We start from the raw sequence: 15231 nt of genomic DNA on the forward strand, positions 1-15231 counted from the left end.
CAACGGTTTATGGCGGAAGGGGTGGGATTCGAACCCACGGTACCCTTGCGGGCACGCCGGTTTTCAAGACCGGTGCCTTAAACCACTCGGCCACCCTTCCGATTTGGCAGATCAGGCCCTTAGCAAACCGGGGACCGCTGCGAAAGGGGCTTGCGAGGCGGTGCGGGTGGGCGGGCGCTAGGCCCCGCACTGATGCATGCGACGGGCGCGAGGCGAGCGCACCACGTGATCGGAGTGCTGAACGGCGAAACCACGCTGCTCGTGTGATCTCCGCCTGCTTCGTATGTCGCCGCGAGAGGTGGCGAAAACACCTCCAGTCGTTGCAGTAGCGCCACCGCGAGCTTGAGCCAGGCTTCCATTCGAATCGCGCGGCGGTGATGGCAGCACGCCGCAGGCCGCCATTTTGGGCGGAAGTCGAGGCTGGAGAGATGCAGCTTGAAGCTGGGAAGGCGGCGGGGCTGTCAAAATGCGTGTCAGTCAACGCTGGAGAACGGCGAGACCGTTCATAAACTGTGACAGTTTTGCCGCGATCTCATCCCGATTTGGCTTCGCTGAGTGCCAACTCGGCCCAGTGTGTCCCAAATTGGTCGGTCGGAACTCCGCGACACAACTAGGTTTGGCTCAGCAAAACTGGGCCCAATCCAGACGAACCGTGGAGTTCTCAAGGTATGGTCGACGCGTCCGAGCACGGGAGAGAGGCTGAATACCCGATCAACCGGGCCCCGATCGTTCACACCACAGATCCTGAGGAGATGCGGCACGCGCTGATCCATTTCTATGGCGCGCAGACGTTTTCAGCGGCGGCGGAGGGGTTCGAGGGGTTTGGCAGCTACGTGAAGCTGGGTTCCGCGGGGTTCGGATTCTGCCGCTATCGAACCCCCGCCCAGGCGGAGTTTGCCGAAGCGGATTTCGCTCGGCTTCAGATCGCGTTGCGCGGTAGCAGTCGGACCACGACCGGTCGGGCGACCATCGATGTCGATCATGACAACTGGTGCGTATCGTCATCCGGAGAACCGTCGCGGCTCGAGTTCGGCGGCGACTACGAGCAGATGATCATCCGTTTCCCGAATGACGCGCTGATGACCACGCTCGAGGCGATGCTGGGCGTCAAGCCGCGCGGCAAGCTGACGTTTGCGCCGAGTGCCCGGATCGATCAGCGCGGCGCGCAGGCGCTACGCGACTTCGGGCTGTTCCTCGCCCAGCATGTCGATCCATCGCGGCCGCGTCTGCCGCCGTCGATGCTGCGGGAATTCGAGAACGCGTTGATGGTGTCGTTCCTCAGCGTGGTTCGTCATAATTTCAGCGATCAACTCGATCGCGACGCTCCGGATACGGCGCCGGAATATGTCCGTCTGGCCGAAGAGTACATCGCAGCGTCCTGGAGCAGGGCGATCACCATCAACGATCTGGCGGCGGCGACCAATGTCGGCGTCCGGAGCCTGTTCAAGGCCTTCCAGAAGCATCGCGGCTATTCCCCGATGGCGTTCGCCAAATCGGTCCGGCTGAACCGGGCGCGTGAGATGCTGCTGCAGGGCGAGCCGTCGCGCTCGGTCACGTCGGTGGCGTTCGCCTGTGGCTTCAGCAATCTCGGGCACTTCGCCCACGACTATCGCCAAAAGCACGGCGAATTGCCGTCCGAAACGCTGTCGCGGGCCCGCTGAGCCGCCATTCCGGGATGTCGCAGGGCTAGCCGAGATGCGCATAGGCAGGAGGAGCCGGGTCCGTTAACGATGGTGGTCGTCACCGCGGTGGCGCGCATCATCGGTGCCCCAAGGGGCGCGAGCGGCAAGGCCGGCATTTTGAACGCAGCAGCGGGCATCGGTCATTCAACCAATCTCGTCGGCGTGCCGATGGGATATCTCACCGATGTTGCCTTCAACGATCAGCCGTTGCCGCTGCACGTCGCCGGCGTGCGCGAGATGAACCCGAGCCTGTTCGAAATGCTCGGCCAGGCGGCCGATCTCGCCGAAGCCGGCGATGCATTCGCCTGTTACATGAATGCGCTGTTCGGTATCGATCCGGAGCAGCGCATCCGCAGCGGCGCCAGTGGTGGGCGCCGGCGCTTCCGCTCGTCTTTCCTCGACCTGATCAAGGGCTGGGGCTTCGACAGCAACGGACCGGAGGGCGCGGTGCTGAAGGGGTGGGTTGAAAGCCGGTTCGGCATCTTCCCGACGTTCCACAAGCAGCCGCTCACGCAGATCGTCAGCCCTGCTTGGACGAGCTACGTCGAGCAGAAGATGTCGAGTCGCTTCCATAACAACGCCATCACCGTGCAGCTCGACCTGTTGTACGAGTTCTGCCAATGGGCGCTCGCGCATTTCACCGCGGCGGGAAGTACGCATTTAACGCTGTATCGCGGTGTCAATGATTTCGACGAACACCAGATCGTGCATCGCCTCGACAAGCGCCATGTCGTGATGCGGCTGAACAATCTGACCTCGTTCTCGTCGGATCGCAGCGTTGCGGATTGCTTTGGCGACACCATCCTGACGGTCCGTGTGCCGGTGCCGAAGATTCTGTTCTTCAACCGGCTGCTCGCCGCGCATCCGCTGAAGGGTGAGGGCGAGTATCTGGTGATCGGCGGCGCCTATCGGGTCACCGCGAGCTACTTCTGAGAGGCGCCATGGCCGAACCGAGCATCGACGAACGAGCGCTAGCCGCCTATCTCGGCTTTGCGATCGGCGACGCTCTGGGCGCAACCGTCGAGTTCATGACGCGATCGGAAATCGCGGAACGCTACGGCGTGCACAACGAGATCGTCGGCGGCGGCTGGCTCCGGTTGAAGCCGGGGCAGGTGACCGACGACACCGACATGGCGTTGGCGCTCGGCCGGTCGCTGATCCGCTGCGGCGGCTTGAATGTGCACGACGTCTGCGAGGAATTCGCTGCGTGGCTGAAGACCGGACCGGTCGATGTCGGCAGCACCTGCCGTCGTGGCATCCGTCGCTACATCACGACCGGTAGCGTGGAAGGTCCGTATTTCGAGGGTGACGCGGGCAACGGTGCAGCGATGCGCATTCTGCCGCTGGCGCTGGCGACTTACGGACGCCCGGCCGAGGCGGAAGCGTGGACCATCGCGCAGGGGCACATCACCCACCACCATCCGCTGTCCGATGGCGCCGCCGTGGCGCTGGTGCGAATGCTGCACGCGTTGCTCCGCGGCGAGGGGCCCGCGCAGGCGCATGCGATAGCGGACGAACTGGTGCAGCGCCATCGCAGCTTCGGGTTCCAGCCGTATCGCGGCCAGTCGTCCGCCTATGTGGTGGATACGATGCAGACCGTGCTGCACTTCTATTTCAGCACGGACAGTTTTGCCGATTGCGTGATCGCGACGGTCAATCAGGGTGGTGACGCCGACACCACCGGAGCGCTGGCAGCGATGCTCGCTGGCGCGACCTACGGACTTGCAGCGCTGCCGAAGCGTTGGCTCGATCGGCTGGATCGGACTGTCGTGTCCGCTGCACGCGATCAAGTGCCGCGTCTGTTAGCATTGTCGTCGCGTGCATCTTTGTAAGACACCATACAAGTCGCTTATCGCATCATTTGATACGATCGGTCTCGATATTCTGATATAATGTCGGAACAGAACGATTTTAATGAGTGGTGACATCGCGCGAGCCTCGCATGTGGGCCGCGTTGGTGTCTCTATTGCTGCAGCTCATCCCGATCCTGTGCTGAGCAATCAGTACGCCGTCGAATAGCCAATCATGCGAATAGCCAATCATGCAGATTGCCGCTGCGTCAGATCGCTATTGCACTGGTAATTGGGATAGGGCGACCCCATAATCCAAGCGTCACCGAACATCGAGGGCAGTGGTGGGTGATGAGAACGCGACATCGCGCTCCCGCCATTCGAGCGATATGGGAGGAGTAAATGCAGCCCCGTCCCCCACGGCATCCCAAATCTTTGTATCAACGCCTGATCGAAGAGGCTCTCAGCCTTCGTGATCAGGCGGAGAATGCGCCGAGCGATGCACGCGATCGCTTACTTTCGCGGGCGCAGCAGCTCGAGAGTGCGGCGAATATGGAAGGCTGGCTGTCGTCGGCTGAGTTGAAGCCGCCGACCTGATCACGCAGAGGGCGCTCGCTGCCGCGCAGCGGCCCTGAGGCTTCGTCTCGGCTTTTCACGTTCAGCGTTTCACCTGCAAAAACTTGACGCCGATCTCTTCGCCGTTGATCCAGGCGAGTTCGCAACGGCGATAGGCGAGCCCGGTCGAGGACAGCAACAAGAAGAACTCCTTCTCCTTGAGCTTTTCGATCGACGACGGCACCAGCCGCGCGCCCTCCGCTGATGCATCCCGCATCTTGCAGCTCAGCCGCCATGTGCCGTCGATCGACATGATCCAGGCGTCGAAGCCGCGATCGAAGGCGATGCGAGGAGACTTACGTTTTTCCGGAATGCTCATCAGGTCGTCCGCTATGGTGAGGGCGGTGGCCGCCGGCGGCGGGATGCTGTTCGTCGATCCGCGTCAAAACTGCGCGCAGCGACAGGCTGGGAGTTTCGCGGGCGGCGCCTTCGATCGAGACGTAGCCGTCCTTGGCGACGCCGTCGAAGGAGACTTCGACCGGATCGATGCCGAAAACCGAGACGTGCGCCGGGTCTCTGGGGTGGGCGTGGCGAATGCCGCGCAAGCTGCCGAAAACCACATGGCCGACCTGGGTGTAGGAGCCGATATAGGCGAAGCTGGAATCTCCGCCGCGGATCTGTCCGTCCCCCAGCACGACGACGCCATGCGCCTTCTTACGAGCCGTCTCGAATTCCGCTGCGTAAAAGCCGTTCAAAGTATCGATCATGACTATCCCCCGCCGTGCAATGCGGGGGGTCTAACACCTTTCGTTTACATCTTTGCTAAGACGTGATGCCCGCCAGGCAACGGTACATTTACCTAGATGAAAGACTTGAAGAGCGGGCGGTCACGAACGGCCGGCGCTTGGGCGCACTACAGCGACGCGCAGCGATCAGTCGTGGTGGTGACCGTCGCCGGTTGCGTCCGGGCTGGCCGGGATCGTCACCAGCCGGCCGTAGCGCACCCCCCGTTCGGAAAAGATGTGGTCGGCGAAGTGCTGCAGTTCGTTCGCCTTGCCGTCCAGGATCGTCACTTCGAGACATTGGTCCTGATCGAGATGCACGTGCATCGTGGCGCGCGACAAGTCGTGATGGGTGTGGAAGTTCTGCGTCAGCTTGCGGGGCAGATCGCGCTTGGAGTGATCATAGGTGTAGATCATCGCGCCCACGCAGTGCTCATTGTTCGCATGCGCAGCGGTCTGCTGGATGCCGATCCGCGCCAGATCGCGGATCGCCTCGGAACGGTTCTGGTAGCCGCGCGCCGCGATGATGGCGTCGAGCTTTTCCATCAGGTCATCATCCAAAGTGATGGTCACGCGATGCATCGCAGGCCCTCTTGTTGTATGCAGTTTCGTTGACTTCGTCATACCGGCCGTGCCACGCTGGGAACACGGGAGATCTGCCGGGATGGCCCGCGATAGCAGATTGGGGCGAGCGCGTCTTGCAATGGAGCAGGGCGTGAGGGTGGTGGCATGCGGCGGTGTGATTTCCGGCATTGGGCGCGGGGCGGGGCGGTCTGCGCGATCATCGGCTTTCCATGGACAAATGAGGCGTTGGCCCAGCAGGTTCGGACGCTCCCCCAGATCGCGGTGGATGCGCCATCCGAACAGGTGAGGCCGGGGCCGCGGCGTTCGACGCGGCACTCCAACTCGGATCAGGCGCGCACGGCGTCTGATGCTCCAGCGCCTCCACACAGTGCCGTGGGCACCCCGCCAAGCGATCGCTCCTCAACGCCGGTCCCGCTGAGCGCGCCGCAGAACCAGGCGGCGAGCGCGCTGGTGATCAGTGGCACCGAGGTCAACGCGCTGCCGGTGGCGCGGGTCGGCGAAGCGCTCGAGGTTGTGCCTGGGCTGGTGGTCACTCAGCACTCCGGCGAGGGCAAGGCCAACCAGTACTTCTTGCGCGGCTTCAACCTCGACCACGGCACAGATCTGGCGATCACCGTCGACGGCATGCCGGTCAACATGCCGACCCACGGCCATGGCCAGGGCTACGCCGACATCAACTTCATGATCCCCGAGCTGATCAGCACGATGACGGTGCGCAAGGGGCCGTACTTCGCCGATGTCGGCGACTTCGGCTCGGCCGGTGCGGTCGGCATCGACTATCTGCGCACGATGCCGAAGAACCTCGCCGAGGTCAGCCTCGGCAGCTTCGGCTATCGCCGACTGCTCGGTGCCGGCTCGACGGCGGTCGGCGATGGTACCTTGCTGGCGGCGTTCGAGGGCAACACTTATAACGGCCCCTGGAACGTGCCCGACAACGTCCGCAAGCTCAACGGCGTGCTGCGCTACAGCCAGGGCACGCTGACCGACGGCTTCTCGCTGACAGGCATGGCCTACGCCAACCGCTGGACCTCGACCGATCAGGTCGCGCAGCGTGCGATCGATCAGGGCCTGATCGGCCGCTACGGCTCGCTCGATCCGACCGACGGCGGCACAGCCAGCCGCTTCAGCCTGTCCGGCCGGTTCGCGCAGTCGAGCGACATCGGGCAGACCGACCTCAATGCCTATGTGATCCGCTCATCGCTGCAGCTCTACAACAACTTCACCTACGTCCTCGACGATCCCATCAACGGCGATCAGTTCAACCAATACGACCGCCGCACGGTGGTCGGGCTGAACGGCACCCAGCGCTTCGACTATCGGTTCGCCGGATTGCCGGTGGAAACCCGCGTCGGGCTGCAGAGCCGCGCCGACAGCATCAGCCTTGGGCTCAACAAGACGCTGCAGCGCGACTGGTTGTCCACGGTGCGTGCCGACGAGGTCTCCGAGCAGTCGCTCGGGGTGTGGACCGACACCACGGTGCGTTGGACGGACTGGCTGCGGACCACCGCAGGCGTGCGCGAGGATTACATCGGCGGCCGCGTGATCAGCGATACACCGGCAAACTCGGGCAATGTTTCCGCGACGATGACCAGCCCGAAGCTTGGCATTGTGCTCGGGCCGTGGGTGTCGACCGAGTTCTACGGCAATGCCGGCACCAGCCTGCACAGCAACGACATTCGCGGCGCCACCATCACGGTCGATCCCACTGATAAGACGACGCCGCTCGACCGCGTGCCGTTGCTGGTGCGCTCGAAGGGCGGCGAGCTTGGTATTCGCAACCGCTCGATCCCAGGGCTGACGACGTCACTCGCGGTGTTCGTGCTCGATTTCGACTCCGAGCTGCTGTTCGTCGGCGACGCTGGTACGACCGAGCCCAGCCGGCCGAGCAGGCGCGTCGGCGTCGAGTGGATCAGCCAGTATAGGCCGCTGCCGTGGCTCGGTTTCGATCTCGACGTCGCCTATACGCGCGCGCGCTTCACCGACATCGATCCCGCCGGCGATCTGATCCCCGGCGCGCCGGCCTGGGTGGCGAGCGCGGGGCTGACGCTCGGGCGTGAGACCGGCTGGTTCGGCGCGGTGAAGGGGCGCTATTTTGGGCCGCGACCGCTGATCGAGGATGGCAGCGAGACCTCGCTGGCGTCGCTGATCTTCAACGCGCGGCTCGGCTATCGCTTCGACAACGGCATCCGCGTGCAGCTCGACGCGCTGAACCTGTTCAACGCCAGGACCAACCAGATCGAATACTACTATCTGTCGCGCCTCCCCGGCGAGCCGCTCGGCGGCGTCGGCGATCGCCACGTCCATCCGGCCGAGCCGTTGGCTGTGCGACTGACTCTGGCGGGGGCGTTCTGACCCGCATCGGTGGTCAGAACGTCGTCGTCGTGCGAATTCCGAACACGATCGCATCGCGGATTCGCCGGGTCCCGCTGGGGTCGCGCGGATCGACCAGACCGCCGCCGGGATGCATCACGTATTCGAACACAGGCTGAACCGCGAAGTTCGGCGTGAGCTGCGCCCAATAGGTCGCCTCGATCACGGCTTCAAAATCCCGGATTGGCGTGGCAACGCTGGTGAAGATCTGGCGATCGCGGTCGAATTGCCGTGCGCCCTCGGAGATCCGCGCGAAGGTTGCGGCAAGGCCGATTTTGTCGTCGGGACGGCTGGCGCTGAAGCCGGTGAGCTGCAGCCCGCCATCGATATAGAAGCTGATCAGGTTGCGGTCACCCGGACTGACCGAAGTCCGCACGAACATGCCGAGGCCTTTGGCCGGATCGATCGGGCTGTGCCACAGCTTCTGCTCGAGGACGCCGAAGATCCCCTGATTGCGTCGCAGCGAGATCGGCTCGCCCGTGCCTGACGGGTCGGCGAGCGACCGGCCGTCGGCGCCAAGGTGGAAGTGATCGAACTTGCCGAAATGGTACCAAGCCCCCGCCGCGATCGTGCCGGGCAGCGCCGCATTCCCGAGTTCGAAGCCGTATCGGATTTGACCGATCATCCACGGCGGATCGTTGATGCGGAATGCCAGGCCGTTAGCGTTCTTGATCTGCGGATCGTCCGGCCCCGGCGGCGCCGCGTCGCCGTCGAACACGGCCAGGTAGGCGGTGAGGCTGTCGCTGAGTTGCGCTTTCAGGCGGATGCCGGGGGCGGCCAGCGGCGGCGAGGGGCCGCCGCTCGGCAGGATGATGCCGGTGATGCCGGGCCAGCCGAGCGCCGAATTAACGAAGATATCGTCGTACTTACTGTCGATGAATTCGGCGTCGGACGGCTGTTGTCCGACACGGATCAGCAGCCGTCTGCCGAACAGTGCCTGCTCGATCCACATCTCGTACAGCCGCGTCGCGGACAGAGCTTCGACGCCGCTGACCAGCATCAAATTGCCGACATAGCTCCGCGACAGCCCGTCGCCGTGGATCTGGTACATGTTGGCGTGGAAGGTTGCCCCGGTCCAGCCGACTAAGCGTTCGAGGTCGATGGTGGTGCCGATATCGGCCCGGCCGGTGTAGACGGCGCCGGTGCGGACGCCTCCCGAGATATTCCCCAGCACTTCGCCGATATAGGTGATGTTGAACTGGACGCCCCAATCGGCCAGGCGCTGCCGCAGCTCATTGGCCGAGCTTTCAGTAACCGGCCTGCGCTCGTCGCCGCGCGCCGCTCCGCTGATCGCGGAGAGCAGCATGGCGGCGAGCAGGACGGCTGCGCGAAGGGCGATCGGCAGGACTTTCGGCACGCACCACCCGGACTATCTGATCAGGCCGATCCGCTTCATCACCACGAAGGCGGCTGCTGAAGACGCCAGTATCAGCAGCAGGGCCCAAGAGAATCCGCTGTCCGTATCGGTGAACGGCAGGCCTTTGACGTTCATGCCGAACAGGCCGGTGACCAGGGTGGGCGGCAGCAGCAGTGCGGTCAGCACCGAGAGAACCCGCAAGCTGTTATTGGTCTGCTCCTCGATCTGAAGATGCAGTTCTTCCTGCAGCAGCCGGCTGCGCTCGCGCATCTCGACGACGGAGTGATCCAGGCTGTCGAGGCGCTGCGCCAACTTTCCGGCGCGTAGCTGCAGGCTCGGTTTGAGGTCGGCGCTGCTGTCGCGTTCGAACCGATGCAGCACGATCCGCAGACCCGACAGATGCCGGTGCAGCCGCACGCAGCTTCGCCGGGTCTGGCCGAGGCCCTGACGCACATCGGCGGTGTCGTCGGACAGCACTTTCTCTTCGATATGGTCGAGCTCGTGTTCGACGCCGTCGACGACCCGCTCCATGGCATCGGCGACCTCGTCGATGATGGTCTCGAACAACGCTGCGGCGCTTTCGATGCGCCGGCCCCGCTCGAGCGCGCGCCGCGTGGCGTCGACGGCGCACAGCGCCTGATGCCGGCCGCTGATCAACAGATTCTCCGTCATCACGAAGCGCAGAAAGCCGGTGTCGTCCGTGATGTCGGCGATGTCACGCTTCAGATCGGCGACCACGCCGTAAACGCAGTCCTCCGAGCCGTGCATCTGCTGATAGCTGTCCTTGGACAGCAACAATTGCCGCGCCCGCGGCGGCAGATCCGCCGACGCGAGCCATTGCAAGGCGCGCGCGTCGGCGAGGTTGAAGTGCAGCCAGCACCAGCCGCCGGGCTCGGAGACCAGCGCGGCGTCGGACATCGGCTGCGGCGTGCCGTCCGGGGCGAACCGGAACGCCCAGACCAATCCCGGCAGGAGCGCGTCGGCGGGAACGGGCGGCAGCGATGGAGCGCCGGCCGCCGGTCTTAGTTGCTGCATGACTGTCGACCGGGCTCGGCTCAGAGCACCCGAGAGAACAGCACGTACAGCGTTCCCGACAGCAGGATTGCGGCCGGCAGTGTCAGCACCCAGGCCATCAGCAGATTGCGGATCGTCGCCATCTGCAGCCCGGAGCCGTTCGCCGCCATCGTGCCGGCGACGCCCGATGACAGCACGTGGGTGGTCGACACCGGCAACCCGAACATGTCGGCGGCGCCGATCGTCGTCGCCGCGACGAGCTCGGCAGAGGCGCCCTGAGCGTAGGTCAAATGCGACTTGCCGATCTTCTCGCCGACGGTGATGACGATGCGCTTCCAGCCGATCATGGTGCCGAGGCCGAGCGCGATCGCCACCGCGATCTTCACCCAGGTCGGGATGAACTTGGTCGCGCTGTCGAGCGAGCCCTTGTAGGCGTTGAGCGTGGCGACCTCGTCCTTGCTCAGGTCGTTCTCCTTGTCCTTCATCAGGAAGCGGATCGCCTCCGAGGCGAGATACATGTCGTTGCGGGTGTTGCCGACGGCTTCGGCCGGCACCTTGCTGAGCGAGCCGTAGCGTTGCACCTGATCGCCGATGTCCTTCACCAGCACCGCCAGCGACGGGTAGGTGCCTTCGCTAATGTGGTGCTGCGAGACGTATTGCGTCACCGCGGGCCGCGGATCGCCGATGATGCTGTGACCGGCGCCCTTGGCGGCGATCACAGCCGACGCTGCGGACGAGGTCCGCTCGAACTGCGCGACCTGCGAATCCGGCAGCGCGCGGTTCAGCGCATAGGCGGTCGGCACGGTGCCGATCAGGATCAGCATGATCAGGCCCATGCCCTTCTGGCCGTCATTGGAGCCGTGGGCGAAGCTGACGCCGGTGCAGGTCAGGATCAGCAGGCCGCGGATCCACAGCGGCGGCGGCTTGTTGCCTTCCGGCGCGGTGTAGAGCGCCTTGTTGCGCACCACCAGCTTGAGCAGCAGCAGCAGTGCTGCGGCGCAGACGAAGCCGACCAGCGGCGACAGCAGCAGCGCGTAGCCGATCTCGGTGGCCTTGCCCCAATCGACGCCAGACGTGCCGTCGCGGCCGCGCAGCAGCGCGTTGGCGACGCCGACGCCGATGATCGAGCCGATCAGCGTGTGCGAGCTCGACGCAGGCAGTCCGAAATACCAGGTGCCGAGATTCCACAGGATCGCCGCGATCAGCAGGGCGAACACCATCGCGAAGCCGGCGCTGGAGCCGACCTGGAGGATCAGTTCGACCGGCAGCAGCGAGACGATTCCGAACGCCACCGCGCCGGTCGACATCAGCACGCCGAAGAAATTGAAGAAGCCCGACCAGACCACGGCGACTTCGGCCGGCAGGGAATGGGTGTAGATCACCGTCGCGACCGCATTGGCGGTGTCGTGGAAGCCGTTGACGAATTCGAACCCGAGCGCGATCAGCAACGCGACCAGCAGCAACAGGTAGGGCACATAGCTGGTGACACGGAGGCCGGTGGCCTGCACATCGACATAAATACTATAGGCGACGTACAGCAGGCCGGCAGCGAGGACCCCGACAAACAGGATCATCGTCAACGGGTTGAACCCTTTGTCCAGATTGGGCCGGCCGGCCGGCTGGATCGGGCCGGCCGTATCGATGGATTGATTGATGGTGAAGTCGGTCATTGAAGCCCCTCGACTACTCGTGGGACCAATCTTGATCAGTCGACATAACGGCGCGATGACGCCTGCGACAAAATGGACGATTTCGCGCTTTGAACGGCGCGCGCCCAACCGGTGTCGGGCGGGCCTCGTTCCGATCGTGGTGTATTCGCTAGGCGCGGATCAGGTGGGCGGCGGCTTCGCCGGCGCTGTCCATATAGCTCGGGTCGCGGTTGAGCAGTACGACCGAGAAGGCGCCGTCGATCAGCAGCACGGTCTGCCGCGCCAGCGCGCGGGCGTCTTGCTCGGCGCGGTCTTCCGCGAAGATCGTGCAAAGCCAGTCCTCGGTGCGCTTCTTATGCGCGCGGCCGGCCTGGATCGCCGGATGGCCGGGGAGATTCATCAGCTCGACCGAGGTCCGCAGGAAGCCGCAGCCTTTCCATCGCGGATGGCGGGCGTTCTCAGCGAGGTGGCGGAAGATCGCCTGCACCTTGTCGGCGGTGTCGCCTGTGGCCTCGGCGAACCAGCGCTGGAAGATCGCCACGTTGGGCTGATCGCGGGTCTGCAGATACGCGGCGATCAGGTCGTCCTTGCTGCGGAAGTGATAATAGATCGTGCGCTTGGTCAGGCCGGCCTTTGCCGCCACCGCGTCGACGCTGACGGCGCGAATGCCGTCGCGATGAAACAGCTTTCCGGCGGCCTCGACGATGCGGTCGCGGGTGGGAGAGGCGGGGGCCTTGCTCATGTCTCCTAGGTATACCGACCAGTGAATATACACAACGCGGCGCGCGCTCTATCGTCGGCGGCATGAACCCGTCCGCGCTCGACCTCTCCGCCGACATCCGCCCAGTCGAGATCCTGTGCAGCGACGGCGTCGTCCTTGGCGGCCATCTGTTTCGGACGGGGAGGCACGATCCGATCGGCATAGCGATCGTCAATGCCGCCACCGGCGTCCTAGCACGCTACTATCATCGCTACGCCGGCTTCCTTGCCGCGCAGGGCTTCGACGTGCTCACCTACGACTATCGCGGCATCGGCGCGTCACGGCCGGCGCGCATGCGGGGTTGCGGCTATCGCTGGCGGCATTGGGGCGAATTCGATTTCGCGGCGGCGCTGCGGTTCGCACGCGGCGAAGCGCGCGGCGGTCCCGTCGTTGTCGTCGGCCACAGCATCGGTGGGTTTCTGCCGGGGCTCGCCGAGAATGCGGCCGGCATCGACCGGCTGCTCACCGTCGGTGCCCAATATGCGTGGTGGCCGGACTATGTGGCGCATCGCAGGGCGGGCCTGTTCCTGAAATGGCATGTCGCGATGCCGGCGCTGACGGCCGCGTTCGGCTATTTCCCCGGCCGGCGGCTCGGCTGGCTGGAGGATCTGCCGGCCGGCGTGGCTCATGAATGGAGCTTTCGCGGTCCGCGCTTCGAGCGCAGCCATCCGCGCGGCGAGCGGCGTGCCGTGCTCGCGCGGATGGCGGCTGTGAGGTCTCCGATCCTCGCGGTCGCGGTGGCCGATGACGAGTTCGGCACCGCGCCGGCGATCCGCCGCGCGCTGCATTATTATAAAGGTGCCGAGCGAACCGCAGTGATGCTGCGGCCCGCCGACTATGGCCGCGAGAGCATCGGCCATTTCAGCCTGTTCCACGACAGCCACGCCGCCGACTTCTGGGGCGACTCGCTGCGCTGGCTGCGCGATGGCGCCAATCCGTGGCCGGACCGCGTCATCGCTCGCTTGGTCTAAATAAGCGCAGCGAACGCGAGCAGCGCGACCGGCATTGCTCAGGCCACCGCGCTGGCCGCGCTCAGGACAGCTTTCACCGTGGCGGTCGCGACGTCGCCGTCGATGCCGACGCCGAACACTTCCCCGCCGTCGGGCCGGACGCACTGCAGATAGGCGGCAGCCTGTGCGTCAGTCCCGCGCCGCAGCGCATGTTCCTGATAGTCCACGACGCTGAGCGAGATGCCGAAGCTCTCGTCCAGCGCGGCGAGGATCGCCGAGACCAGGCCGTTGCCGCGCCCGGTGATGGATACTTCCTGTCCGCGATGGCGCAGGCGACCCGCGAAGATCCGCTCCGCGCCGGCGTGCCGGCGCAAGCCGCCTTCATAGTCGACCAGTTCGAAGCGGTCGGTCTGGTCGAGATGATAGGCGCTGACGAACTCGGTCCAGATATCTTCGGCCGTCAGCTCGCGGCTGCTGTCGTCCGCGAGCCGCTGGATGCGCCGGCTCAGATCGACCTGCATGGCCCGTGGCAGCTTCAACCCTTTGTCCTGCTCGATCACCCAGGCGACGCCGCCCTTGCCGGACTGGCTGTTGACGCGGATCACCGCCTCGTAGCTCTCGCCGATGTCGGCCGGATCGATCGGCAGGTAGGGCATTTCCCAGATGCCGTCGTTGCGGCGGGCATGGGCGGCAAACCCCTTCTTGATCGCGTCCTGATGCGACCCCGAAAAGGCGGTGTGAACGAGTTCGCCCGCATACGGGTGGCGCGGATGCACGGCCAGGCCGTTGCAATATTCGACCGTCTTCACCACCTCGCGCATCTTCGGGAAGGTGAGCTTCGGATCGATCCCCTGAGTGTAGAGGTTCAGCGCCAGGGTGACGAGATCGACATTGCCGGTGCGCTCGCCATTGCCGAACAGGCAGCCCTCGACGCGATCGGCGCCGGCCAGCAGGGCCTGCTCGATCGCGGCGACGGCGGTGCCCCGGTCGTTGTGCGGATGCACGCTGATCACCACAGCGTCGCGCCGGGAGATCGAGCGGCAGAACCATTCGATCTGGTCGGCATAGACGTTCGGCATCGCCACTTCCACGGTCGCCGGCAGGTTCAGGATCACCGGTCGCTCGGGCGTCGGCTGCCAGACATCCAGCACGCGCTCGCAGATCTCCAAGGCGAAGTCCGGTTCGGTGAAGGAGAACGTCTCGGGCGAGTACTCGAACGTCCACGCGGTCTCTGGTCGCTTCAGGCTTTCCTCGAGCATGGCCGTCACGCCGCTGACCGCCAGACTGACGATCTCGCGTCGCTCCATCCCGAACACGACGCGCCGGAACAACGGCGCGGTCGCGTTGTAGAGGTGGACGATGGCCTGCTTCGCGCCGGACAGCGACTCGAAGGTCCTGGTGATCAGATCGGCGCGCGATTGGGTCAGCACCTGGATCGTCACATCGTCAGGGATGCGCCCAGCCTCGATCAGCGCCCGCACGAAATCGAAGTCGGTCTGCGAGGCGGAAGGAAACGCGACCTCGATCTCCTTGAAGCCGCAGCCGACCAGCATGTCGTAGAAGCGCAACTTACGCTCGACATCCATCGGATGAGCGAGCGACTGATTGCCGTCGCGCAAATCTGTCGACAGCCAGCGCGGCGCTTTCGCGAGCTGCCGCGAGGGCCAGATGCGGTCGGGCAGGTCGATGGGAGAGATAAAGGGGCGATACTTGATCGCGGGATCGGTCAGCATGGCG

Annotated in this window: 14 protein-coding genes and 1 tRNA gene; 6 read left to right on the forward strand and 9 right to left on the reverse strand. The window is 64.8% G+C overall.

The window, feature by feature from the left end:
• Positions 1 to 10: 10 nt before the first annotated feature.
• Positions 11 to 100: transfer RNA gene (locus tag LPW26_RS02365), tRNA-Ser, on the reverse strand.
• Positions 101 to 668: 568 nt separating this feature from the next.
• Here LPW26_RS02365 and LPW26_RS02370 point away from each other — a divergent pair.
• From LPW26_RS02370 to LPW26_RS02385, 4 genes are all read left to right on the forward strand, one after another.
• Positions 669 to 1661, forward strand: coding sequence for an AraC family transcriptional regulator (locus LPW26_RS02370; protein ID WP_238732636.1), 993 nt, complete (start codon positions 669 to 671; stop codon positions 1659 to 1661).
• 69 nt (positions 1662 to 1730) lie between these two features.
• The gene (locus tag LPW26_RS02375) at positions 1731 to 2615 is read left to right on the forward strand and encodes an NAD(+)--dinitrogen-reductase ADP-D-ribosyltransferase (RefSeq protein WP_263858954.1); all 885 of its coding nucleotides are present in this window, start codon (positions 1731 to 1733) and stop codon (positions 2613 to 2615) included.
• Between the two features lie 8 nt (positions 2616 to 2623).
• A complete protein-coding gene (draG, locus tag LPW26_RS02380; protein WP_238732637.1) occupies positions 2624 to 3514 on the forward strand; it encodes an ADP-ribosyl-[dinitrogen reductase] hydrolase in 891 nt (296 codons plus the stop codon).
• 360 nt (positions 3515 to 3874) lie between these two features.
• Positions 3875 to 4069 carry a hypothetical protein gene (locus LPW26_RS02385; RefSeq protein ID WP_238732638.1) on the forward strand — a complete coding sequence of 65 codons (195 nt, stop codon included), beginning with the start codon at positions 3875 to 3877 and terminating at the stop codon, positions 4067 to 4069.
• Positions 4070 to 4130: 61 nt separating this feature from the next.
• On the opposite strand, the gene LPW26_RS02390 is transcribed toward LPW26_RS02385, so the two are convergent.
• The 3 genes from LPW26_RS02390 to nikR all read right to left on the reverse strand — a co-directional run bounded on the left by LPW26_RS02390 (position 4131) and on the right by nikR (position 5391).
• On the reverse strand, positions 4131 to 4406 hold the full coding sequence (locus LPW26_RS02390; protein ID WP_238732639.1) for a PilZ domain-containing protein: 276 nt from the start codon (positions 4404 to 4406) through the stop codon (positions 4131 to 4133).
• Entirely contained in the window at positions 4384 to 4794 is a 411-nt protein-coding gene (locus tag LPW26_RS02395; protein WP_238732640.1) for a GrlR family regulatory protein, read from the reverse strand. Before LPW26_RS02395 ends, LPW26_RS02390 begins: the two co-directional genes overlap by 23 nt.
• Before the next feature lie 165 nt (positions 4795 to 4959).
• The gene (gene nikR / locus LPW26_RS02400; RefSeq protein WP_238732641.1) at positions 4960 to 5391 is read right to left on the reverse strand and encodes a nickel-responsive transcriptional regulator NikR; all 432 of its coding nucleotides are present in this window, start codon (positions 5389 to 5391) and stop codon (positions 4960 to 4962) included.
• A gap of 147 nt (positions 5392 to 5538) precedes the next feature.
• Between nikR and LPW26_RS02405 the strand changes: the two genes are divergently transcribed.
• Positions 5539 to 7746, forward strand: a complete 2208-nt coding sequence (locus LPW26_RS02405) for a TonB-dependent receptor (protein ID WP_406676847.1) — start codon at positions 5539 to 5541, stop codon at positions 7744 to 7746.
• Positions 7747 to 7759: 13 nt separating this feature from the next.
• Here LPW26_RS02405 and LPW26_RS02410 read toward each other — a convergent pair whose 3' ends face one another.
• From LPW26_RS02410 to LPW26_RS02425, 4 genes are all read right to left on the reverse strand, one after another.
• Positions 7760 to 9121 carry a carbohydrate porin gene (locus LPW26_RS02410; protein ID WP_238732643.1) on the reverse strand — a complete coding sequence of 454 codons (1362 nt, stop codon included), beginning with the start codon at positions 9119 to 9121 and terminating at the stop codon, positions 7760 to 7762.
• A gap of 12 nt (positions 9122 to 9133) precedes the next feature.
• A complete protein-coding gene (locus tag LPW26_RS02415; protein WP_238732644.1) occupies positions 9134 to 10156 on the reverse strand; it encodes a transporter in 1023 nt (340 codons plus the stop codon).
• Between the two features lie 20 nt (positions 10157 to 10176).
• Positions 10177 to 11805 (reverse strand): inorganic phosphate transporter, encoded by a 1629-nt coding sequence (locus LPW26_RS02420; protein WP_238732645.1) that lies wholly within the window; start codon positions 11803 to 11805, stop codon positions 10177 to 10179.
• 148 nt (positions 11806 to 11953) lie between these two features.
• Entirely contained in the window at positions 11954 to 12526 is a 573-nt protein-coding gene (locus tag LPW26_RS02425; protein WP_238732646.1) for a TetR/AcrR family transcriptional regulator, read from the reverse strand.
• Positions 12527 to 12588: 62 nt separating this feature from the next.
• On the opposite strand from LPW26_RS02425, the gene LPW26_RS02430 reads away from it, so the two are divergent.
• A complete protein-coding gene (locus LPW26_RS02430; RefSeq protein WP_238732647.1) occupies positions 12589 to 13515 on the forward strand; it encodes an alpha/beta hydrolase family protein in 927 nt (308 codons plus the stop codon).
• A 38-nt stretch (positions 13516 to 13553) separates the two neighbouring features.
• Here LPW26_RS02430 and leuA read toward each other — a convergent pair whose 3' ends face one another.
• Complete coding sequence (gene leuA, locus LPW26_RS02435; RefSeq protein WP_238732648.1) at positions 13554 to 15227, reverse strand: 2-isopropylmalate synthase; 1674 nt, start codon at positions 15225 to 15227, stop codon at positions 13554 to 13556.
• Positions 15228 to 15231: the final 4 nt, after the last annotated feature.

Source organism: Rhodopseudomonas infernalis (assembly GCF_022271405.1).
Classification (GTDB): Bacteria; Pseudomonadota; Alphaproteobacteria; order Rhizobiales; family Xanthobacteraceae; genus Rhodopseudomonas; species Rhodopseudomonas infernalis.

Coding starts and splice junctions, on each gene's coding strand:
- LPW26_RS02430 (WP_238732647.1), top strand. CDS start 12,589: ATGAACCCGTCCGCGCTCGACCTCTCCGCCGACATCCGCCCAGTCGAG.
- LPW26_RS02395 (WP_238732640.1), bottom strand. CDS start 4,794: ATGATCGATACTTTGAACGGCTTTTACGCAGCGGAATTCGAGACGGCT.
- LPW26_RS02420 (WP_238732645.1), bottom strand. CDS start 11,805: ATGACCGACTTCACCATCAATCAATCCATCGATACGGCCGGCCCGATC.
- nikR (WP_238732641.1), bottom strand. CDS start 5,391: ATGCATCGCGTGACCATCACTTTGGATGATGACCTGATGGAAAAGCTC.
- LPW26_RS02370 (WP_238732636.1), top strand. CDS start 669: ATGGTCGACGCGTCCGAGCACGGGAGAGAGGCTGAATACCCGATCAAC.
- LPW26_RS02385 (WP_238732638.1), top strand. CDS start 3,875: ATGCAGCCCCGTCCCCCACGGCATCCCAAATCTTTGTATCAACGCCTG.
- draG (WP_238732637.1), top strand. CDS start 2,624: ATGGCCGAACCGAGCATCGACGAACGAGCGCTAGCCGCCTATCTCGGC.
- leuA (WP_238732648.1), bottom strand. CDS start 15,227: ATGCTGACCGATCCCGCGATCAAGTATCGCCCCTTTATCTCTCCCATC.
- LPW26_RS02425 (WP_238732646.1), bottom strand. CDS start 12,526: ATGAGCAAGGCCCCCGCCTCTCCCACCCGCGACCGCATCGTCGAGGCC.
- LPW26_RS02375 (WP_263858954.1), top strand. CDS start 1,731: ATGGTGGTCGTCACCGCGGTGGCGCGCATCATCGGTGCCCCAAGGGGC.
- LPW26_RS02415 (WP_238732644.1), bottom strand. CDS start 10,156: ATGCAGCAACTAAGACCGGCGGCCGGCGCTCCATCGCTGCCGCCCGTT.
- LPW26_RS02405 (WP_406676847.1), top strand. CDS start 5,539: ATGCGGCGGTGTGATTTCCGGCATTGGGCGCGGGGCGGGGCGGTCTGC.
- LPW26_RS02390 (WP_238732639.1), bottom strand. CDS start 4,406: ATGAGCATTCCGGAAAAACGTAAGTCTCCTCGCATCGCCTTCGATCGC.